Annotated in this window: 17 protein-coding genes; 10 read left to right on the top strand and 7 right to left on the bottom strand. The window is 39.8% G+C overall.

Annotated elements, in window-relative coordinates:
* Positions 1-2: 2 nt before the first annotated feature.
* Positions 3-302 carry a hypothetical protein gene (locus AC106S_RS21890; RefSeq protein ID WP_482441944.1) on the top strand — a complete coding sequence of 100 codons (300 nt, stop codon included), beginning with the start codon at positions 3-5 and terminating at the stop codon, positions 300-302.
* Between the two features lie 142 nt (positions 303-444).
* On the top strand, positions 445-2,037 hold the full coding sequence (locus AC106S_RS21895) for a SulP family inorganic anion transporter (RefSeq protein WP_482441945.1): 1,593 nt from the start codon (positions 445-447) through the stop codon (positions 2,035-2,037).
* 135 nt (positions 2,038-2,172) lie between these two features.
* Here AC106S_RS21895 and pth read toward each other — a convergent pair whose 3' ends face one another.
* The 7 genes from pth to mfd all read right to left on the bottom strand — a co-directional run bounded on the left by pth (position 2,173) and on the right by mfd (position 11,022).
* A complete protein-coding gene (gene pth / locus AC106S_RS21900; RefSeq protein ID WP_482441946.1) occupies positions 2,173-2,736 on the bottom strand; it encodes an aminoacyl-tRNA hydrolase in 564 nt (187 codons plus the stop codon).
* A gap of 85 nt (positions 2,737-2,821) precedes the next feature.
* Positions 2,822-3,754 carry a hypothetical protein gene (locus AC106S_RS21905; protein WP_482441948.1) on the bottom strand — a complete coding sequence of 311 codons (933 nt, stop codon included), beginning with the start codon at positions 3,752-3,754 and terminating at the stop codon, positions 2,822-2,824.
* Between the two features lie 97 nt (positions 3,755-3,851).
* Positions 3,852-4,724 carry a hypothetical protein gene (locus AC106S_RS21910; RefSeq protein ID WP_482441950.1) on the bottom strand — a complete coding sequence of 291 codons (873 nt, stop codon included), beginning with the start codon at positions 4,722-4,724 and terminating at the stop codon, positions 3,852-3,854.
* Between the two features lie 153 nt (positions 4,725-4,877).
* Positions 4,878-5,618, bottom strand: a complete 741-nt coding sequence (locus tag AC106S_RS21915) for a hypothetical protein (protein WP_482441951.1) — start codon at positions 5,616-5,618, stop codon at positions 4,878-4,880.
* Positions 5,619-5,626: 8 nt separating this feature from the next.
* Entirely contained in the window at positions 5,627-6,442 is an 816-nt protein-coding gene (locus tag AC106S_RS21920; RefSeq protein WP_482441953.1) for a hypothetical protein, read from the bottom strand.
* A 7-nt stretch (positions 6,443-6,449) separates the two neighbouring features.
* The gene (locus tag AC106S_RS21925) at positions 6,450-7,235 is read right to left on the bottom strand and encodes a hypothetical protein (RefSeq protein ID WP_482441955.1); all 786 of its coding nucleotides are present in this window, start codon (positions 7,233-7,235) and stop codon (positions 6,450-6,452) included.
* A 418-nt stretch (positions 7,236-7,653) separates the two neighbouring features.
* Positions 7,654-11,022, bottom strand: coding sequence for a transcription-repair coupling factor (gene mfd, locus AC106S_RS21930; RefSeq protein ID WP_482442008.1), 3,369 nt, complete (start codon positions 11,020-11,022; stop codon positions 7,654-7,656).
* Positions 11,023-11,275: 253 nt separating this feature from the next.
* Between mfd and AC106S_RS21935 the strand changes: the two genes are divergently transcribed.
* From AC106S_RS21935 to AC106S_RS21970, 8 genes are all read left to right on the top strand, one after another.
* Entirely contained in the window at positions 11,276-11,668 is a 393-nt protein-coding gene (locus AC106S_RS21935) for a hypothetical protein (protein ID WP_482441957.1), read from the top strand.
* Positions 11,669-11,848: 180 nt separating this feature from the next.
* Positions 11,849-12,094 (top strand): hypothetical protein, encoded by a 246-nt coding sequence (locus AC106S_RS21940; protein WP_482441958.1) that lies wholly within the window; start codon positions 11,849-11,851, stop codon positions 12,092-12,094.
* Between the two features lie 405 nt (positions 12,095-12,499).
* Entirely contained in the window at positions 12,500-13,999 is a 1,500-nt protein-coding gene (locus AC106S_RS21945; protein ID WP_482441960.1) for a GH3 auxin-responsive promoter family protein, read from the top strand.
* 69 nt (positions 14,000-14,068) lie between these two features.
* A complete protein-coding gene (locus AC106S_RS21950) occupies positions 14,069-14,431 on the top strand; it encodes a hypothetical protein (RefSeq protein WP_482441961.1) in 363 nt (120 codons plus the stop codon).
* Between the two features lie 93 nt (positions 14,432-14,524).
* On the top strand, positions 14,525-15,760 hold the full coding sequence (locus AC106S_RS21955) for an MFS transporter (protein WP_482441962.1): 1,236 nt from the start codon (positions 14,525-14,527) through the stop codon (positions 15,758-15,760).
* 505 nt (positions 15,761-16,265) lie between these two features.
* Complete coding sequence (locus tag AC106S_RS21960) at positions 16,266-18,356, top strand: T9SS type B sorting domain-containing protein (protein ID WP_482441964.1); 2,091 nt, start codon at positions 16,266-16,268, stop codon at positions 18,354-18,356.
* Positions 18,357-18,696: 340 nt separating this feature from the next.
* Positions 18,697-19,302 (top strand): hypothetical protein, encoded by a 606-nt coding sequence (locus tag AC106S_RS21965; protein ID WP_482441965.1) that lies wholly within the window; start codon positions 18,697-18,699, stop codon positions 19,300-19,302.
* A 176-nt stretch (positions 19,303-19,478) separates the two neighbouring features.
* Positions 19,479-21,554: a T9SS type B sorting domain-containing protein gene (locus tag AC106S_RS21970; RefSeq protein WP_482441966.1), complete on the top strand. Its 2,076-nt coding sequence runs from the start codon at positions 19,479-19,481 to the stop codon at positions 21,552-21,554.
* Positions 21,555-21,559: the final 5 nt, after the last annotated feature.

Here is a 21,559-nt window from a genome sequence, read left to right on the forward strand (position 1 = left end):
AAATGAAATTCTGGAGTATTATTATTTTGATGTTCTTCCTAAACTTTACAGCGCTGCCGGGCATTGCTGCGGTTGCCGGCTGGGAGTTGGTAAGAACCAATGTAGTAATCAACGAAGAGGAGCCTCACTCTCACCCGTCATCTTTTATTGTTTACGAAAAGACCCTTCCGAAAACTTTGGATGTATTCGATTATCTGAAGTTCTCCGAACCTGATCCTCAGGGCGTGTCTTTTGTGCTGATAGATGATTCTTTCCATCTGTCGCCTTTACTCACTATATTTTCTCCGCCTCCGGAAGCTTAATTTTTAAGTATAGTTAGATTTATTTAATAGTATTCATGTCTGAGCTTGATATGGAATACGTGTGCTTTAAAAATTAAATTTCCAATCTTTTATAACTGATTATCAAGGGATTGACAGATCGGTTATATTTTTCAAAAAAATCATGAAAAAAACATCATTATTAGGAGGAATCAAGGAGAACTTCCCTTCAGGGCTCGTTGTATTCTTAGTTGCGTTACCTTTATGTTTAGGAATCGCTTTAGCATCGGGGGCACCACCGTTGTCGGGTATTATTGCCGGTATCGTGGGAGGCCTTGTCGTAGGATTCATCAGTAATTCAAATATCTCGGTATCCGGTCCGGCTGCCGGACTTACCGCTATTGTTTTAACAGCCATTACAGATCTGGGGGCTTTTGAACTGTTCTTATGTGCCGGAATTATTGCCGGGCTTATCCAGTTGGTTCTTGGATTCGTAAGAGCAGGAAGTATTTCCAACTATTTTCCGAATAACGTTATTGAAGGAATGCTTGCCGCTATCGGAATCATTATTATTTTAAAACAGATTCCTCATGCGATGGGATTTGATAAAGATTATGAAGGCAATCAGTCTCTTTTCGAAAACGGAGTCAACTTTGGTTATTTCTCAGAACTTTTCGGAGCGATTCATCCGGGAGCCATTATTGTAACCCTGGTTTCCGTAGCTATTCTTATTGTATGGGATAAAATTCCTGCTTTAAAGAGGATGAAAATGCTACCCGGAGCTTTGGTAGCTGTTGTTACCGGGATTCTTCTGAACGAAGCATTTAAGCTGTCCGGAAGCTCTCTGGCGATCAGCAGCCAGCATTTGGTTTCACTGCCTGTTCCGCAGTCACTGGATGATTTTAAAAATCTCGTAACTATGCCGGATTTCACAGGATTTACCAATCTTAAGGTATGGATTGTAGGAGCAACTATTGCCATTGTAGCTTCTATTGAAACCCTTCTTTGTATTGAAGCGTCTGACAGACTGGATAAGCAGAGAAGAATCACCGATACCAATCTTGAGCTTAAAGCTCAGGGAATCGGAAATCTTGTAAGCTCATTCATCGGAGGACTTCCTATGACTTCAGTTGTCGTAAGAAGTTCTGCCAACGCGAATGCAGGAGCAACCTCCAAACTGTCTGCCATGATTCATGGTGTACTTTTATTGGTCTGTGTACTTACCATTCCATTTATTCTTAACCTTATTCCGCTTGCTACTCTTGCTGCGGTCCTGATCCTTGTAGGATATAAGCTGGCAAAACCGGCAACCTTCAAGCACTTCTGGCATCTTGGAAAATTCCAGTTTATCCCGTTTGCGGCTACGGTTGCAGCAGTAGTTGCCACGGACCTTTTAAAAGGAGTGGGGATCGGTCTGGCTATTTCGGTTTTCTATATCCTTCAGGGAAATATGAAACGTGCTTATTATCTGAGCAGGGAAAAGCTGAATAATGCAGACGGTATCACCATTAAACTGGCTGAAGAGGTATCTTTCCTGAATAAGGCTGCCATTAAAAAAACTTTAAAAAATATCAAATCCAATTCTGCAGTGACCATCGATGCAAGGGGAACTTCATATATTGCCACAGATGTACTGGAAATGATTCAGGATTTCGCAAATATCCGGGCAAAAGAAGAAGACATTGATGTGGAACTTTTAGGCTTCAAAACTTCATATACAGATTATGAAAGAGATGAAGATTCCCATATCCTGATCACACACAGAAGGGCGATGTAAAAGCAAGTAGCGGTCAGATATAAATTGATTGGAAATTAATTTTTAAAAGTACAACAGAAGACCATCGGAGTTTCCGATGGTCTTTATTTTATACTGATGCAGGATAAATAATTTACGAAATATTTAATCCGGGTGCTACTTTCCGTTAAATGCCGACATGGTATTATTAATCCCTGCAAAAACAAAGGACAGGCTGGCTTTGGAAAACTTATCAATTCTTTCGGGCAATTTTTCCGCTTCTTCTCCGTTCCAGGTACCCAGTACATAGTCTACCTGACGGCCTTCAGAAAAATCTGCGGATATTCCGAAACGGAGCCTTGCATAATTCTGGGTGTTCAGTACCTCATTAATATTTTTAAGACCGTTATGACCAGCGTCCGAACCTTTCATCTTCATCCTCAACGTACCGAACGGCAATGCCAGATCATCCGTGATAATGAGCACGTTCTCCAAAGGAATATTTTCCTTCTGCATCCAGTACCTTACAGCATTACCGGAAAGATTCATATAAGTATCGGGTTTAAGGATAAAAACCTTTCTGCCTTTATATTTTCCTTCAGCCATCCATCCGAAATTGGTTGTATTGAATGGAGCTTCAAGAGTTTCCCCGATTTTTTCGGCAACCTTAAAGCCTATGTTATGGCGTGTATTTTCGTATTCCGGGCCTTTATTTCCGAGGCCGACGATTAAATATTTCATTAGAAATTTTTTACAAAATTAAGGGATAAAAAACAAAAAGCCCAATCTTGGAAAGACCGGGCTTTATATTTTAAGAAATTATTTTCTAGAAAGGCTTATAAATATAGTTGACACCAAAGCCTTTTGTCATATAAGTCTGAGCATCATAATTGTAATTCGTTGTTCTGATCACAGAAGTAGGAAGAGGCGGCATAAGGTCTGTTACCGTTACTCTCTTAGGGTTATTCGGAGATAAGAGATGACTTTCTTTATCATTGATCTCCGTCGACAGAAGTCTTGAAATCTTATACGCTGAAGGAAGCAGGGTAAAAGGGCTTATTTCATTATCATAAGCAAAATACTCGTAAGCATACTTTCTGGTAACTGCTCCGGGCACACCGCCTGCCATAGGTCCGTAAATTCTTACTACTTTAGCTACATTATCTCCTAAATAAGTATATTCTGTTTCAGAATAATCTTTATAGGCAAACGGAACTCCTGAAGCATCAGGACCGTTTTTCATTTTAATTAAACTCAGTTTAGATGTAGAGGCATCGTATGTTAATTCATAAAGAGACTTTGTTCTGGCCAAAAGCGTCTGAGGTCCCGGAGCCGTAGCCGGTGGTACAGGTGCCGGTCTTCTGAAAACAGAACGGTTCTCAGAAACGGTTACCAATCTGCCGTTAGGTCCGTAAGTGAATAACTGGGTATAGGAAACGCTGTCCTTATCCAGTTTTCCGTTTCCGTCAAGATCCAGAAATCCGTTAAAAACAACCTGGCTTATTTTATCCCCGCTGTAAGCGATATCTGCCACTGAAGAACTATCCATAAGTACTTTGGTCAAAAGAAGACCGCTGTAATGGTATTCTGCTAAAGTATCTTTATCTGTAATTTCCCTGTACAGAGCTCTCGGGCCGATAAGGCCTTCCGTATTATTTAAATCTATTAAAGGATCCCCGTTATCATCCAGCATATCTTTGCAGGAATAGATTGAAGAAAATCCTGCTATCAATACAATAAAGTAGAAAAGTCGTTTCATTTCCAGGTAATTGTTTATTTTTTGACAAATATAACTTTTTTTTGTATAAAAGCTATCTTTTTATTTATATTCAGGTAAAACCAATAATCAAAAAGGGTTATAAAATCCTGTATGTATATTTAAGTTTCTGATCCTGATTGGACACAGGATAATTCTGGGTATCATAAATATAATCCAATGGAGTACTGGTAGGCAGGGCCGGTGCCGGCGGTGCTACATACACTGAGGTAGGATTATTCGGAGATATTCTGTAAAAGGTTTCAGGACGCACTAAACTCCATGCCATAAAAAAGCTTTTTGGCAGCGTGGAAAACGGACTGATCTTTGAATCATAATTCTGGAAGCTGTACATTGTTTTTTTGGCAGTGGTCATATCCGGATCTCCTGTTGCAGTCAGTATTCCTCTCGTACAGTCGCCTTTAAAAATATTATTTCCAATATACGTAAAATCAATCAGTACAAAATTGGTGTAGGCATACATACCGCCATACTTTTTCTTTTCAAGGATTTTGGTAAGTTTTCCTGTTGCATCATAAGTAAAAGTATAGTCGCTGATATAAGAATTGGCAGCCGTAGAAGCAACAGCCGTACAGGTGGCATTATACATATTTCCTTTACTGTCTTCACTGATTGAGAAATCATAGGAAATGCTTCCTGGCTGGTTTCCTACAAACTTTATTTTGGATATTTTATCTCCGCCATAGGTTACGGTACCCGTATAAGATGTGGTGGTATTACCGTCTTTGAACATTCCGGTTACCAGTTTACCTGCGCTAACAACATATTCTTCCTGAACGGCATTGTTAAAAGTGATCTTTTCCAGGACCCTTGCAGGAGGAGGTGTTCCGTTTCCATTGTTTCCGCCGTTACCGGAGCTCGGTTCAAAATCATCAGAGCCACTGTTGTTACATGATACCATGAAACCAATCAGTACACCGGCAAAAATTTTTAAAAGATAGTTTTTTCCCATTGAAAAAATATTTTAGTGAGTTCACAAATATAATCCATTTTTCTGACGAAATCATTCATTTTCACAACAAATTAAAAGCAATTCTTTTCTTTTCACAAAAAAAACCTAAAAACATGATGTTTTTAGGTTCTTATAGGATATAATAATGATATTTTAATAAGGCTGCAGTACGGAAGTTGTTAATACAGACTGTGCCATTTCATTATTAAGGAAGGTTGCATTTACAGCAGTACCTATTCCCAAAGTTCCGTTATTCAAAGTTCTCTTTGTACAGGCTACCTTAACGCTATAATTATTTTGGGGAGGAAGATTGGTAAGTGTTGCATTAAGATTAAAAACCTTATAGGCACCATCATCTCCTAATAAAACTTCAGTTCGGACTGCCCTAAGTTTATTATCTACAAAAACACCACAGGCAAAACCGGCTGAAGAACTTCCGTTTCCAGTCTTCTGAGCAGTCGTCTGAAAGGTAAATACCACTTTGTTTGTACCATTTGTAGTGGAAAATGTATCGTTAGTCCCGGGAAGCACTACCCAATTACTATTCAGGGTTGTATTTTCTGAATAAGGAACAGCTGATCCGTTTCCGGTAAAAGTAACACCAGTCTGGTCTGCCACCGTATTCAGAGAAAATACAGACATACTTCCCTGCCCGTCAGCAATTTTGATGTTCTTCCAGTCATTAACATTCATTTCTGAGTTATTATGCAGAATATATCCTGCTGTTCCGGCAGATCCTTTAAGAAGATTAGTTCCCCCTGTTCTCAACTCACCTCTTACACTCAGATCCCCGTTTACATCCAATGTATTAACAGGGTTAGAAGTATTTATTCCCACCTGAGCCCCGGCAAAAACAGCCAACAGTAAAGAGTTTATAATTAGTATTTTTTTCATGACCGGATTTAATTAGTAATAGGATTAAAGAACTGAGGAATTTCATACACATCTACTTTCAAAGAAGACTGGGTAATAAAATCATTGATATTATCTGACGCATAAGTCCCTATAGCCAGAACAATAGTATTTGCCGTTTCATAAGACCCGATTCTTGAGCATGCAACACTTACATTATGTTCTCCAATAGAAAGGTTTTCAATTACCCCGATCTGATTATGGGTAATGAAAGTATTGGATGCACTACTCGCCTTTAGATTTCTCTGTCTCATATTGACCAGTTTATCATCCACAAAAATTCCACATGCATAATCTATTGAAACGTCTGTTGCTTTATTTGAAGGCAGATCGGCCTGCACCACCGTTTCAAACTGGAAATATGTTTTGCTTTGTGTACTGTATACTTTGATCTTATCAGACAGTCCCGGGATTTTCTTAAACGTTGGAAAACTGGAAAAGTTTGCTCCTTTTACAAAAGCAGTACTTCGGGCAGCAGTACCAAACTGTTCACTATTGGTAAATTTCACACCTGTTCTGTCTGAAAAGGAATTATTGAATATCAGGTAAAATTTATTCGGTTCATATTCCGGAATACGCAGCGATTTCCAGATGGGAGGGTAGCCCTCTCCCTGAGAGACAAGGATCTGGTCATTATTCCCTTGAGAAAGGCTGTTGTCTGTGGTATTCAGAACGACTATTTTATTTCTCAGATTCAGATCTCCGTTCACATCCAGTTTGGCCTTCGGAGTATCTGTATTAATACCCACCTGTCCGGACAACAGCAGTCCTGCTCCAAGAAATAGAGTTAATATTATTTTTCTCATCAGTTGATTAATTGTTTTTATAAGTAACATACTCAATCACATCTATCTTCATAATAGACTCAAGAGTAAATGCATTGGAAACTGTGTTGGTATCTGATATATTACGTCCTATGGCAAACTGGGATCCCGAACTGGAAGTAGAGATCTTACGACAGGCCACTTCAAGTTTCTGTACACCTATAGGTACATTTTGTTCAGTATAGTTAAGGGTAAAAATATACTCCTGTATTCCTGCTTTTTCGCTGTTGTTATTTGAAGCAATCCTGTCCGGACGTACTGCAACAAGCCTTCCGTTTCTGAAAACACCACAGGTAAAACTTATGTTCTGGGAAGTTTGTGCATTCGGGGCTTTTATTTCAACACCGGTCTGAAACTGATAAGTAAGTCTGTTTTTTCCGTTTTTGATATCAAAGGTATTTTTCAGTCCTTCTATTTTTACCCATACTCCTTTTGAGGTATCGGTAATATCATCTCCTACATTATTCTTATAAATACCGTCACCGGCTGCCTGACTGGAAAGGGTACCTATCCCGTTCTGATCTGAAGACACATACGAATTGATCAATTTGTACTGTCCCTCTTCCATAAAGGAAACATTCAATGATTTCCATACAGGAGGTTTTCCTTCTCCCTGTGAAACCAAAACCTGGCCATTAAGTCCGGCATTTCCTGCCTGAGCTGAAGTGCCTCCGACTCTAAGTTCTTTTCTTAAGGTGGTCTTCCCGTTTACATCGAGAGTAGACTTAGGAGAATTTGTCCCAATTCCCACCTGAGCGTTGACACAGAATGACATAAGTCCAAAAGTGCAACAAAATATAATTTTTTTCATAATTAGGGCCACAAAGGTACAAATTATCAATCAAAAAACATATTTTAATTAATTCTAACTATGTAGAAATAAAGCATTTACGCCATAGAATTAGTTGTACAAAAAAGTAGAATTATTTCTACAAGTGATTAATATCCTCTTTATTTTCTTTAAAAAATCTTTATTACCCACTATAAATCAAACGATTAAACATTTATTTTTACTCATTATTCTGTGATTTTCAAAGACTTTTCCATGAATTTTTCAGCAAAAAACTCATGGAAAATTTTCAATAAAAAAAAGATCTGAATAGTAAAATTTTCAGATCTTTTCTATGTTTTAGTTAAAAATCAATTATTTCCAAAGACAGAAAAAACAGTTTTTCAACAGAAAACAGCTCATTTTAATTGTGTCCGATAATTGCTTTAAGCAGCAGATTCACCTCATCCACATTTTTCACTTTTTCTTTTCTCATCATGAGCTGATTGCCCTCCTTCCCGATCTTTTCTTTCAGCTGTGCTTCTGCCGGATTGCCGGTTAAATAGGTTATAATATGCCTGAAACGGTCGGTCTGGTAAAACTTATCCTGAGGATTACCCGGAAAATATCCCAGAAACACACCGTTTTTCATCACAATCTTATCAAATCCTATATCCGCAGCAAGCCATTTAAGCGAGACGCTTTTCAACAGATTCACAGCTTCTTTCGGAAGTGGCCCGAAACGGTCGATCAGTTCAAGTTCAAACTGATGGAGTTCTTTTTCATTATTGATTTCCGCAATTTTCTGATAGAGCAGCAGCCTTTCTTCCGTATTGGAAATATAAAAATCAGGCAGCATCAGTTCAAGATCCGTATCAATATTCACATCCTTTACAGATTTGAACAGTTTCTGACGGTCTTCCTCATTTTCAAATAGGTTTTCAAAATCCGCATCATCTTTTAATTCTTCCAATGCTTCCTGCATCAGCTTCTGATAGGTTTCAAAGCCCATCTCATTGATAAAGCCGCTCTGTTCCGCTCCCAGAAGATCACCCGCTCCCCGGATTTCCAGATCCTTCATTGCAATCTGAAAACCGCTTCCAAGATCAGAGAACTGTTCAATTGCTTCCAGACGTTTACGGGCATCAGAAGTTACCATATCATAAGGCGGCGTAATCAGATAGCAGAATGCTTTTCTGTTGCTTCGCCCCACTCTTCCTCTCATCTGGTGAAGATCTGCCATTCCGAAACGGTGGGCATCATTAATAAAGATTGTGTTGGCATTAGGAACATCTACCCCACTTTCCACGATAGTAGTAGAAACCAGAACATCATATTTCCCGTCCATAAAATCCAGGACATTTTTTTCCAGCTGTTTACCTTCCATCTGGCCATGCCCTGTGATGACTCTTGCATCCGGAACCAGCCTCTGAATAAGCCCGGCTATATCTTTAAGATTTTCAATCCTGTTATTAATGAAATACACCTGTCCGTCTCTCTGAAGCTCGTAAGAAATAGCGTCCCGAAGCGTTTCTTCGTTAAAACCGATCAGATGGGTATCAACCGGCTGGCGGTTTGGTGGCGGTGTTTTTATTACAGAAAGATCCCTTGCTGCCATCAGGGAAAACTGTAATGTTCTCGGGATGGGAGTAGCCGTCAGCGTAAGCGTGTCTACGTTGTTTTTAAGGGTTTTTAGCTTATCTTTCACAGAAACACCAAACTTATGTTCCTCATCAATAATCAGCAGGCCGAGATCTTTAAACTTCACAGAGCTGCTTACCAGCTGATGGGTTCCGATGATAATATCCACCTTTCCGTTTTTCAGGTCTTCCAGTGTTTCAGCTTTTTGTTTGGCAGTTCTGAATCGGTTTACATAGGCAACATTTACAGGAAAGTCTTTCAGTCTTTCTTTAAAGCTCCTGTAATGCTGGAAGGCAAGAATAGTGGTAGGAACAAGCACAGCTACCTGTTTCCCGTCCGTTGCAGCTTTAAAGGCAGCACGCATCGCCACTTCCGTCTTTCCGAAGCCAACATCACCGCATACCAGACGATCCATCACCGTATCTGCTTCCATATCTCTTTTCACATCGATTGTGGCTTTTTCCTGGTCAGGAGTATCTTCATAAATAAAGCTTGCTTCCAGCTCGTTCTGCAGATACGAATCCGGAGTATAGGCAAATCCTTTTGCTGTCTTTCGCTGGGCATACAGTTTGATAAGGTCGAAAGCGATCTGTTTTACTTTGGCCTTTGTTTTCTGCTTCAGAGACTTCCACGTTGGCGATCCCAGTTTGCTCAGCACAATTTCTTTTCCATCCGGGCCGTTATATTTCGAAATCTTATGTAACGAATGAATGCTTACATACAGAAGATCACCATTCTTATAGGTTAGTTTGAAGCATTCCTGAATTTTTCCGTCATTGTTTACTTTTACCAGCCCCATGAATTTTCCGATGCCGTGGTCGATATGGGCAATATAATCCCCGATCTTCAGAGACATCAGGTCTTTCAGGGTAAGCTGCTCAGATTTGGCGAAAGTATTTTTTGCTTTATACCGCTGGTACCTGTCAAAGATCTGGTGATCAGTATATACCAATAACCTGTGCCCGTTATCTACAAAGCCTTCATGCAGTTCAGATTTAAAACTTTTAAAAGCCAGCTCGTGTTCAAGCTCTTCAAAGATAGACTCAAGTCTTTCTTTCTGTTTCTCCGTGGAAAAAGAGATCCATGTATCAAAACCTTCATTCTGCTTTTCCTCAAGATCTTCAATAAGCAGCTCAAAATTCTTATGGAAAGACGGCTGCGGAAGCTGCTCCAGTTTAATTTCATTGAGATCTTTGATTCCCTCCATTGAAATCCCTGCAAAATCAATGGTTGTAAATTTTTTATAATCAAATAAGAACTCCTGATCCGAAATGAACAGCTCCTGAGGGGTTCTGTGAGCGATATCTCTGCTCAGGGACTCGTATTTTTCAAGAGACTTCCCGTAAAATGACCTGATCTTCTGCATTCCCACAGCTCCGTTCCTGGAAACGATAAAGCTGTCTTCCGGCAGAAGCTGCAGCAGGGAAACCTTTGTTCCGGTAACTGAAAAATTCATATTCGATACCAGCTGAAACTCTTTGACCTTTTCCACTGAAAGCTGTGTTTCTATATCAAATGTTTTGATACTTTCCACCTCATTTCCGAAGAAAGTAATACGGTAAGGCTTTTCATGGGAATAGGAAAACACATCCACAATCCCTCCTCTTACCGAAAATTCGCCAGGCTCGGAAACAAAGTCCGCCTGCTGGAAATGGTAATGACTGAGCAGTTCGTCTACAAAATCAAAATCCAGCTGATCTCCGGTTTTAATATGATGAGATATGGCTTTAAAATCTTCTTTTTTAAGAACCTTCTCCGATAAAGCTCCCGTATAGGCAACGATCACTTTGGGAGACCTTCCTGAATTTATTTTATTTAAAACCTCGGTTCTCAGAACGAGATTGGCATTCTGCGTCTTTTCAACCTGATAAGGCTCCAGATGGGTAGCCGGAAAATACAGAACTTTTTCTTTTCCCAGCAGATCTTCCATTTCAGTATTTGCATACAGGGCGTCTTCCTTATCATCCACCAGATAAAGGATATTCTTTTTGCGTGTGAGGAAAAGTTCAGCGGTAAAAACAGATACACTGGATCCGGCACTTCCTTTCACGGAAATATGCCGGCTGCCTTCCAGCTGATCAAAGATTTCTTTTCCAAATTCTTTCTGAAGCAGATCGGGGAGAAACTTTTCGTTGATGGGTTTTAGCTGCATAAATAGTAAAGGTATAAACGACAAAAGCGATTCCGGAAGTTCTCCGAAACCGTGTCTGAAGCACAAAGATACGGATATTTTTCTCTGTTTCAAGAATTTCACTTTTGCATAAAAATTAACAAAATACCAAAACAGATACCCAAATCTTAATTTTTTACCAATTTATTTAATTATAAGTTAAAATAATTCCCATTTCAGCCAGTGGCACAGAGTTTGAAAATTCTCCTTTACCAAACTATAAAGAAATAATATTATGAAAAAAGCAATTAGAATCTTAGGAATTTGCATGCTGGTATTTTTCACGGCATTATCTTTCTCATCGTGCAGCAGAGACGATGATCCTGTAAACAATGATTTTTTCGCGGGAACTTATAAAGGAAGTGTTTCGTATAATGACGGATCTACCAACATCAATGCTGATGACGGAAGTGTATTTGTTACCAAGATCGCCAGCGGAACAAAATATAATTTTGCCTTTTCCAACAGCATCCCCGATCTGAACGGAGTAGAATTTCAGCAGCAGGGGGATCATACACTGGTAATGATCGGATCTTCCGCAACGTCTTATATCAGAATCGACAATAATGAACTGAAGATTTTATATATAAAGGACGGTAAAACATGGACCGCCAACTGTACACGATAAACCAACTATTCATACGGATACGTAAGCCTGCTGTAACATAAAGCAGGCTTTTTTTATATCTTATTTTCCGGGGCTTTAATTTTTTTTTAAGCAGTGATAAACTTTAGTTAAGTTTAAAACACCCCGTTTTTCCAGCCCGTTTTTTGTATATCTTTACTTAAGAAATAAACAATACACCCTATGAAAAAATTATTAACGGCAATGTCTCTGGTACTAGGTCTGGGACTTGCGACAGCCCAGCAGACTGCTCCTGCTTCCGGCACAACCCCTCATCAAACAGCAAAAACGGTAAAAGCTCCTGAAGCTCAAACTGCAAAACCGGCAGCCAAAATGAAAAAAGACGGCACTCCGGACAAGAGATACAAAGAGAATAAAAAGCTTAAAAAAGACGGTACTCCTGACAAAAGGTACAAAGTGAACAAATAAACTCAACATATAGTTGTTATTTTCATAATCAAATTTCGAAGAACCGGTGAAGCCATTCACTGGTTTTTTTGTGTTATAAAGAAGCCTGTCGAACCTGTGATAAAAACAATAGCTAATGTTTTACCGGCTTCAACAGGGTTTAAATGGAAACTGATAAATAGTAAATATGTAGCACAATGATAAAAACAAATATTGATGCTGTGTATAAATAACAAGAACGGAAACTCAGCAAAGCAATATAAAGTCTCATATTTCAGAGATAAGCGATACGGGATTGCTCATTTTAAAGACACTTCACTGCTATTTATTACGGTTTGCTTTATCGGCTGACAAAAAATCATTCAACTTTTACACCTGGACGAAGAAAATGGTTTAAGATTCTGTACTTATTTATAAATTTGAACCATGTTAAACTTCATCAAGAAAAATGCAGCACTGATCTGGGCAAAAAAACATGTCCGGAAGACTGAAGAATTCAAGAAAAATGCTGAACAGAATCAGGAAACTCTTCTTTTATCTCTTGTAAAAACCGCCCGGAAAACACTTTTCGGCCGGGAGCATGATTTTGAGAATATTCATTCTGTAAAAGAATTTCAGGAAAGAGTACCTGTTGCAGACTATGAAGATTTAAAACCGTATATCGAAAGGGTAAAAAGAGGACAGGCCAATATTCTCTGGACGGAAACGCCTGAGTATTTTGCGAAAACTTCAGGAACCACTTCGGGATCAAAATACATTCCTATTTCCAAAGAAGGTATGCCTTTTCAGATTGCCGGTGCCCGGAGTGCTCTCTTTCATTATATTGCTCAGAAAAACAATGCCGATTTTGTGAAGGGAAAAATGATCTTCCTTCAGGGCAGTCCTGAGCTGGAAGAAGTTTTCGGGATAAAGACAGGCCGTCTTTCCGGCATTGTTGCCCACCACATTCCCGGATACCTTCAGAAGAACCGTCTTCCGAGCTGGGAAACCAATATCATGGAAGACTGGGAAGCTAAAGTAGACCAGATCATTGAGGAAACAGAGAGGGAAAACATGACCCTGATCTCAGGTATTCCGCCGTGGCTGGTAATGTATTTTGAAAAACTGACTGAAAAACACGGCAAAAAGATCAAACAGCTTTTCCCCAATCTGCAGCTGATTGTGACAGGAGGCGTAAATTATGAACCTTACCGGGATAAAATGGAAGACCTTCTGGGTGGAAAAGTAGATACCATACAGACTTTCCCCGCTTCTGAAGGCTTTTTCGCATTCCAGGACGATTATACTAAAGAAGGACTTCTTCTTTTAACCAACCACGGAATTTTTTATGAATTTGTTCCACTGGAAGAATATGGAAAACCCGGCGCACGGAGGTTAACTTTAAAAGAGGTTGAGCTTCATAAGGACTATGCGTTAATCCTGACCACTAATTCCGGTCTATGGGCCTATTCTATCGGGGATGTAGTAAGGTTTATCAGCAAAAATCCTTACAGAATCCTGGTAAGCGGCAGAACCAAACATTTTACGTCCGCCTTCGGAGAACATGTGATTGCCTTTGAAGTAGAAGAGGCACTGAAAGCCGCTTTAGAGAAATATCCTGCACAGATCACGGAATTCCATCTTGCCCCACAGGTAAATCCCGATGAGGGACTTCCCTATCATGAATGGCTGATAGAATTTGAAAAAGAACCGGAAAATATGGACGTTTTCAGAGCCGAACTGGATGATCAGCTCCGCAAACGCAATACGTATTACAACGATCTGATTACCGGGAATATCCTGCAGAAGCTTCAGATCACAAAACTGAAGAAAAATGCATTTCATGAATATGCGAGATCCCAGGGAAAACTGGGCGGGCAAAATAAAATTCCGAGACTGGCCAATGACAGGAAAATTGCAGATCAGTTAGAACTTCATAAATTTTAAAGATATTTTTTCAATTCCAAAAACGTATATTGGAAAAAAATTATAAATTTGAAAAACTAAAAAATAATAATGAGAGCATCTGTACTTTTAAAATCAGCCTTATTCACGTCTTTATTTGTTATTTCTTCATGTGCTACTACAAAGTACAGCGATGATATTTCAAAAAATAACTATTCAAATCTGGAAGCCGGAAGAGTTTATGTCGTTACTATGAAAGACGGTTCTCCAAAACAGAAAATGCTCTTTAGGAATGTAGACGGAGACAACCTCATCGGAACTGCAGGCAAGAAAGACAGTACAGAAGTAATTATTCCAAAATCCAATGTGGCTGCTGTGAAAGACAGATCCAAAGCCAGAGTGACCGCAGGTGCCACTGTAATTGGTGCAGCGGGTGTTGCTGCTATTGTGATCAGTTCACTGAGAGCGGACTAAAATAGATTTTATCTTTCAGGACTTATTTGATTTATCATTTAAAAAACGAATATACCCACAGCCTTAAATGAATATTTAGGGCTATTTTTGTGCATGATTTCTTTTACCCCGTTAAAAACATTAGATAATGTTGAATTCAGGAATCTTCTTACGGGAAGATTTTTTATTGTTTTGGCCTTCAGGATGCTCGCTACTTTACTGGGATGGTGGGTGTACCAACTGACAAAAGATCCGTTTTCAATAGGACTGATAGGACTTTCGGAGGTCATTCCGGCCGTAAGCTGCGCTTTATATGCCGGACATGTTATTGATATGAATGAAAAAAAGAGATTACTGCTGATCTGCAACTATGCCTATATTGTTCTGATCGGCCTGCTGCTGATCCCCGCTTTTCTCAATGTAGAGATGCATTTCAACGGACATCAGATCACCTATTTTATTTACGGTGTGATTTTTTTTACGGGGATTGCCCGTGCTTTCATAGGACCGATCGTACCTTCTATGATTCCGAAGATCGTAAAGAAAGAAAATCTTCCGAACGCCGTTACCCTCAATCAGGCTACATTTCTGATTTCATCTGTATGCGGACATGCCGCCGGCGGACTTCTGATAGGGTATTTCGGGGTAAAGTGGACATTGGTAGTCATCCTTTCGCTGATATTTACCGCATCTCTTTTCTTCTGGCAGCTGAATAAACAGTTTTCGGAATATAAAAAAGAACACGTCAATGTAATGGACAGCATGCGTGAAGGAATTTCTTATATTTTCAAAACAAAGGAGATTTTAGGGGCTTTATGTCTCGATATGTTTGCTGTACTTTTCGGTGGTGCGGTTGCGATGATCCCGGTGTTTGCCACCGATATTCTGGATGCCGGAGCTGAGGGCTTCGGACTGCTGAATGCCGCATCGGATATTGGCTCCATGTGTATCATTACCATTCTTTCCCTGGTTCCTTTACGTAAGAATCAGGGGAAAATTCTTCTGGCAGTGGTTACAGGATTCGGACTTTGCATCATTGGATTCGGGCTTTCTAAGCTGTATTGGCTTTCATTTATGTTTTTAGTGATGAGCGGGATGCTGGACGGGATTTCCGTAGTCATCCGGGGAACCATTGTACAGCTGAAAACTCCGGATCATATAAGAGGAAGGGTTCTGAGTGTCAATTCAATTTTCATTATGTCCAGTAATGAAATGGGACAGTTTGAGAGCGGACTGATGGCTAAGCTGCTGGGCGTTGTACGGTCGGTTGTCTTCGGAGGAAGCATGACGGTTCTGATTGCTCTGCTCGTGGGAAGCACCAATCCTAAGCTGAGAAAAATGCAGTATTAATTTCTTTTATTATATGATATTTTCTTTATCCTCTGAACCTAATTCAGAGGAAATTCTCATGTTTTTTCTATATCCCTATAAATAAAATTCATTTTTTATCATTCGATCTTTATATATTTTCATAAGACCATTAAATTTCTTTTATTAAAATTCATTAACAATTGAAAAAAGATTAAAATAATAGCTATTTATCAATCAAATATCTTTTTTTATGTAAATTTGATTACGAAAAAATGATTTTGATAAAAATACTGCATTGCAACGGATCTGTATATTTTTTAGCATCCGGGATGGTAATTATAACATTTATTGATCCCTTTGAAGAGTGCCGGGCTTCAATGGGTTTATAAATACCATTCCATCAGAAGTAAAGATAAAACGCCATAATTCAGTATGCTATTTTTCAGAATCATTAACAATTAAAAGGTTAAAATTCTGCAAAACAGACAAATCAGGCAGCAATTTAACCTTAATTATATGAAATTAATATCTTAAATGATCAGATATGAAAAAAACTCTAATTCTTTTAATCTTATTTCTACCCAAACTCTTTTTCTCACAAGAGGACTGCATTACAGCGATGGCAGTTTGCGGCAATTCAAATATCTCTTATATTCCCAGCGGGCCGGGAGTTCAGGAACTGCCGGATGGAAGCTGTGGTATATATCGGGAAATGTATTCTGTGTGGTATAAATTCACCATTGCTACCGGAGGAACATTAACTTTTGTTATTACTCCTCTGCAAACGACACCCACGGATTATGACTTTTATGTATGGGGACCCAATATAACATGCGCCAACAAAGGAAACAGCATCAGATGCAATACCCTTTTAACCGCTGGTGCCACCGGGCTTGACATGACGACCACTTTCCCTTTTGCCGGAGGCGGTACAGGAAACGGAACTGCCTGGGTAAGATATTTGGATGTACTGCCGGGAGAGACTTACTATCTCCTGGTAAACAACTACAGCGCCAACACCAACGGATTTTCCCTAACCTGGGGAGGAACAGCTACTCTGGCATCCCCTTTCAATGATCCGGCAACCACCCCTTATCCGTTTGTACCGCCCGGAGTTCCGGCTGCCAACCCTGCCGATCCGTCGGAAGTGATCATCTGTATGGATCCTACTGTTTTTGATTTTTCAACCTTGACAGCAGGAATTGCAAATGGCAATTCTAATTTTGTTATTACCTACCATACCAGCCAGAATGAGGCGCTTTCCGGAGGCAATCCCATCCTTACTCCTCAAACGGTAAACACTACCGGGGTATATTATTACAGCATCCATTACCAAGATCCTGCCAATCCGGATAATCCGATAAACTCCTGCCGGCTGACAGGGAAATTTAAATTCAAACAGGGAAATATTGTCGCTACGGATGCTACTTTAACGATGTGTAACAACAACGGTGCAGGAACTGCGGTTTTCAATCTTACAACCGCCAATGTATACAATGATCCAACCGGGACCGCTGTCAAAAAATATTATCCTTCCCTGTCTGATCTGAATGCCGGCACCAATGAAATCACTAATCCTTACGCTTATCTTTCATCAACCAATGTCATCTATGTATTGATAACAAGCCCTCAGGGATGTTCTGCAACAGCCAAAATCAATCTGAATCTTCACCCCGTAGTTGTGGTAAACGACACAAGTATCAGATCCTGTTTTATAGAATCCAATCCGGCAACGGCTTCATTCAATCTCAGTAATGCTGCCGTGACTACTGTAACAGGGGCTACCAAAAAATATTACCCGTCTTTTACCGACGCTGCAGCCGGTACTAATGAAATCCTGACTCCTCTTGATTACGTTGCTCCAACGGGCGTAGTATATGTAAGGGTAACAGACACCCGCGGATGTTATTCAATTGCCAAAATAACCCTAACGGTGATTGCTCCTGTAAAATCCAATGTCCTGGAAGACAAAGCCATCTGTATTGAAGATACTACCACTCTGGATGCCGGACCCGGGTTTACAGCCTATGAATGGAGCACCGGAGCCACGACACCGTCTATCAGCAATGTAGGAGTAGGAACGTACTGGGTAAAACTTAACACAGCAGGATGCATCACCAAACAGGCCGTAAAAGTTTATGCTTCCGAACAGCCCGTAGTATCCAATATTGATATTACAGACAACAGCATCACGGTGAACGTAATCGGTGGAACCCCGGCCTATAAATACTCTATGGATAACATCAACTGGCAGGATTCCAATGTATTCTCCAAATTATCCAGGGGAGATCACAAAATCTATGTAAAAGATGCTTACGACTGCGATCCTATTGAAATAGGGGTAGTAATCCCCAATCTTATAAATGTGATCACTCCGAACGCAGACGGCATAAATGATGTGATAGATTATTCTGCTATGGCAGGTAAACAGAACCTTATATTCAGTATCTTTAACAGATACGGAACAAAAATCCATCAGGCTGATAAAAATAACGGCTACAAATGGGACGGAACCATAACCGGTAAAAAAATTCCAACGGGCACATACTGGTATTCCATAACCTGGAACGAGAACAACAAAAAGAACACCGCATTTAAATTCTCTGGCTGGATAATGGTTAAAAACAGAGAATAATTTAATTTTAGTCTATATCAGATTTTGCCATAAAAAGGCCACTTCACCGTTGAAGTGGCCTTTTTATATTAAAGTGTTTCTTTTACGGTCAGTTCAGCATAACATGCCAGAAAAGCTCTTTCCTCTTTTATTCACTACACAATAATTTACATAAAAAACTGTTTTCATCTTTATAAAAAGCAACAATAATGAGTAAAAACGGAAAATCAAAAATACAAATCTCAAGTTAGCAATATTAAAATATCAACACAAAACACTCTTATTTTATTAAATATATCACAAATTCTTTAATTTAATTTTAATAATTTTCTATATTTGCTTAATAAAAAAATTCCCCTTTATGAATAAACTTTTATTAATTTTATGCTTTTTCATGGCCGGCTTCCGGGCAGATGCCCAGAAATTCTCAGATCAGGCTTTACAGCAGTCTGTTCTGCAGCTCAACGATGCCCGGTCCGAAACTGACTATGATACTCTTTTCAAAACATTTTCTGAGGCTAAAACCTCTGAAAAATGGCAGGCCAGCTATTATGCGGCTGTATCTATGTATCTGAAGACCAGCTTTCTTCTGAAGAACTTCCCACAAAAAAACCTGAGCGAATCCAGCGAGCTGGCAAAAAAATATGCAACTCAGGCTGCTGCTGCGGAAAAGAATAACGGAGAGATCAATACTCTTCTGGGGCTTATTCTGGTACAGAGAATCAGAACAGTAACCTCTACCGAACCTCAAAAGGATTTAAAAACAGCTATTGGTTATATGTCAAAAGCAGAAACCCAGCTGAAGAGCAGTCCGAGACTTACCTTTCTGAAGGCTGAAATAGCAGAGCTGTCCAACAATAAAGCCGATGCCGTGGAGCGCCATCAAAAGGCGATAAAAGAATTTGAAGCCGCGGACGCATCAGCAACAGCTTCTCCAAACTGGGGCAAACAGCTAATCAGTCAATAAAAATTTGAGAAAGTATAAGGGCTTTCGATCAGAACCAACTGATTTACCGCTCTGTCATTTTAAGATGCATTCATCTTTTGAAAAATCAGTACCGATTTGTAAAACGGTATTTTACAACAAAACAATGTTATTATAAACAATAACTTTTAAAATTTGTTTTTTTAAATCTTCCCCTTATGAAAAAAGCACTCTTCCTTTTCTTAATAATATTTTCACATATTCTATATGCGCAGTCAGACTGCTCATCAGCTATGGCCGTCTGTGGCAATACAGACATCTCATATACCCCTAACGGACATGGTGATACTCTGGAAACTATTGGAGGCTGTCTTAGCAGTGAAAGGTATTCGGTATGGTATACCTTTACTATTGCTACCGGAGGGACTCTTACCTTTTCGATTGTTCCCAATGACCTGGGCAATGACTATGATTTTGCAGTATTCGGTCCTAATAAAACATGTGCAACCCGAGGCACTCCGCTTCGTGGGTCTTATGCTGTATCACCCGGAATCACAGGCCTTAATATGACTTCTACCGATCTGTGCGACCCGGTAGGCGGAGACCGATGGGCAAAATACATGGATGTATTGCCTGGTGAAACGTACTATCTGATAGTCAACAACCACAGCCAGTCAGCCAATGGTTTCAGAATGACATGGGGCGGATCTGCCACCCTTGCCTCTCCATTCTCAGATCCGAATATACAGCCTTATCCGTTCAATCCTCCCGGACAACCGGCAGCAGACCCGGCAGATCCGAGAGAAGTGATCATCTGTACCAATCCGGCTCCTTTTGATTTTTCATCATTATCGGCAGGAATTCTTAACGGTAATCCTAATTTTAAGATTTCTTATCACACCAGCCAGAATGACGCATTGGCATCCAACAACCCGATTACAACGCCACAAGTTGTCAACACAACCGACATTTATTATTACAGTATAAGCTACGAGGATCCAACCAATCCGAACAACCCTATCAATAAATGTAAACAGTTTGGCAAATTTAAATTCATAGACGGAACCATTGTTGCCAATGATGACACACTGACCCAGTGTAACAACAACAACGCCGGTACCGCAACCTTTGACCTTACTTCTGCCAATGTATTCGGAGATCCTACCGCAACCAAGAAGTATTACCCTACAATGTATGACCTGAATGCCGGAACCAACGAAATCACCGGAGTTTCCCTGCATCAGTTTGTTTCTGCGGAAGGAAAAATTTTCGTCAAAGTAATTTCACAGTTTGGCTGTACCGATACAGCAGAGATCACCCTTAAATTCCACCCGGTAGTTACTGTAACCGATGCGTTCTTAAGATCATGTTTCCTTGAAAGCAATCCTTCTCTTGGAGAATTCAATCTGACTAACGCGACGGTAACAACGGTAACCGGTGCTACTAAAAAGTATTATCCTTCATATACAGATGCTATCGACGGGACCAACGAGATTTTAAATTTTCTTAACTACACAGCTCCAAGTGGTGTAATATATGTAAAAGTGTTTAATGCACAGGGATGTTATGCAATTGCCAAAGTAACCCTTACCGTGATCGCTCCTGTGAAGTCGAACGTTCTGGAAGACAAAATCATCTGTATAGAAGATAAAACCACTCTGGATGCAGGACCCGGGTTTACAGCCTATGAATGGAGCACCGGAGCCACGACACAGTCTATCAGCAATGTAGGAGTGGGAACCTATTGGGTAAAACTTAACACAGCAGGATGTATCACCAAACAGACCGTAAAAGTTTATGCTTCCGAGCAGCCCGTAGTATCCAATATTGACATTACAAGCAACACCATCACGGTGAACGTAATCGGTGGAACTCCAGCCTATAAATATTCTATGGATAACATCAACTGGCAGGATTCCAATGTATTCTCCAACTTATCCAGAGGAGATCACAAAATCTATGTAAAAGATGCTTACGACTGTGATCCTATTGAAATAGGTGTTGTAGTTCCTAATCTCGTAAATGTGATCACTCCGAACGGAGACGGTATAAATGATGTGATAGATTATTCTGCTATGGCAGGTAAACAGAACCTTATATTCAGTATCTTTGACAGGTACGGAACAAAAATCCATCAGGCCGATAAGACAAACGGATACAAATGGGACGGAACAGTAGGCGGCTTAAAAATCCCTACGGGAACTTACTGGTACTCCGTAACCTGGAACGAGAACGACAAAAAGAATACTTCGTTCAAGTTTTCAGGATGGGTAATGGTAAAAAACAGAGAGTAAATCTT

The organism is Chryseobacterium sp. FR054 (genome assembly GCF_056844565.1).

Coding starts and splice junctions, on each gene's coding strand:
- AC106S_RS21910 (WP_482441950.1), bottom strand. CDS start 4,724: ATGGGAAAAAACTATCTTTTAAAAATTTTTGCCGGTGTACTGATTGGT.
- AC106S_RS21955 (WP_482441962.1), top strand. CDS start 14,525: ATGATTTCTTTTACCCCGTTAAAAACATTAGATAATGTTGAATTCAGG.
- AC106S_RS21905 (WP_482441948.1), bottom strand. CDS start 3,754: ATGAAACGACTTTTCTACTTTATTGTATTGATAGCAGGATTTTCTTCA.
- AC106S_RS21945 (WP_482441960.1), top strand. CDS start 12,500: ATGTTAAACTTCATCAAGAAAAATGCAGCACTGATCTGGGCAAAAAAA.
- AC106S_RS21970 (WP_482441966.1), top strand. CDS start 19,479: ATGAAAAAAGCACTCTTCCTTTTCTTAATAATATTTTCACATATTCTA.
- AC106S_RS21950 (WP_482441961.1), top strand. CDS start 14,069: ATGAGAGCATCTGTACTTTTAAAATCAGCCTTATTCACGTCTTTATTT.
- pth (WP_482441946.1), bottom strand. CDS start 2,736: ATGAAATATTTAATCGTCGGCCTCGGAAATAAAGGCCCGGAATACGAA.
- AC106S_RS21890 (WP_482441944.1), top strand. CDS start 3: ATGAAATTCTGGAGTATTATTATTTTGATGTTCTTCCTAAACTTTACA.
- mfd (WP_482442008.1), bottom strand. CDS start 11,022: ATGCAGCTAAAACCCATCAACGAAAAGTTTCTCCCCGATCTGCTTCAG.
- AC106S_RS21920 (WP_482441953.1), bottom strand. CDS start 6,442: ATGAGAAAAATAATATTAACTCTATTTCTTGGAGCAGGACTGCTGTTG.
- AC106S_RS21965 (WP_482441965.1), top strand. CDS start 18,697: ATGAATAAACTTTTATTAATTTTATGCTTTTTCATGGCCGGCTTCCGG.
- AC106S_RS21925 (WP_482441955.1), bottom strand. CDS start 7,235: ATGTCATTCTGTGTCAACGCTCAGGTGGGAATTGGGACAAATTCTCCT.
- AC106S_RS21960 (WP_482441964.1), top strand. CDS start 16,266: ATGAAAAAAACTCTAATTCTTTTAATCTTATTTCTACCCAAACTCTTT.
- AC106S_RS21935 (WP_482441957.1), top strand. CDS start 11,276: ATGAAAAAAGCAATTAGAATCTTAGGAATTTGCATGCTGGTATTTTTC.
- AC106S_RS21915 (WP_482441951.1), bottom strand. CDS start 5,618: ATGAAAAAAATACTAATTATAAACTCTTTACTGTTGGCTGTTTTTGCC.
- AC106S_RS21895 (WP_482441945.1), top strand. CDS start 445: ATGAAAAAAACATCATTATTAGGAGGAATCAAGGAGAACTTCCCTTCA.
- AC106S_RS21940 (WP_482441958.1), top strand. CDS start 11,849: ATGAAAAAATTATTAACGGCAATGTCTCTGGTACTAGGTCTGGGACTT.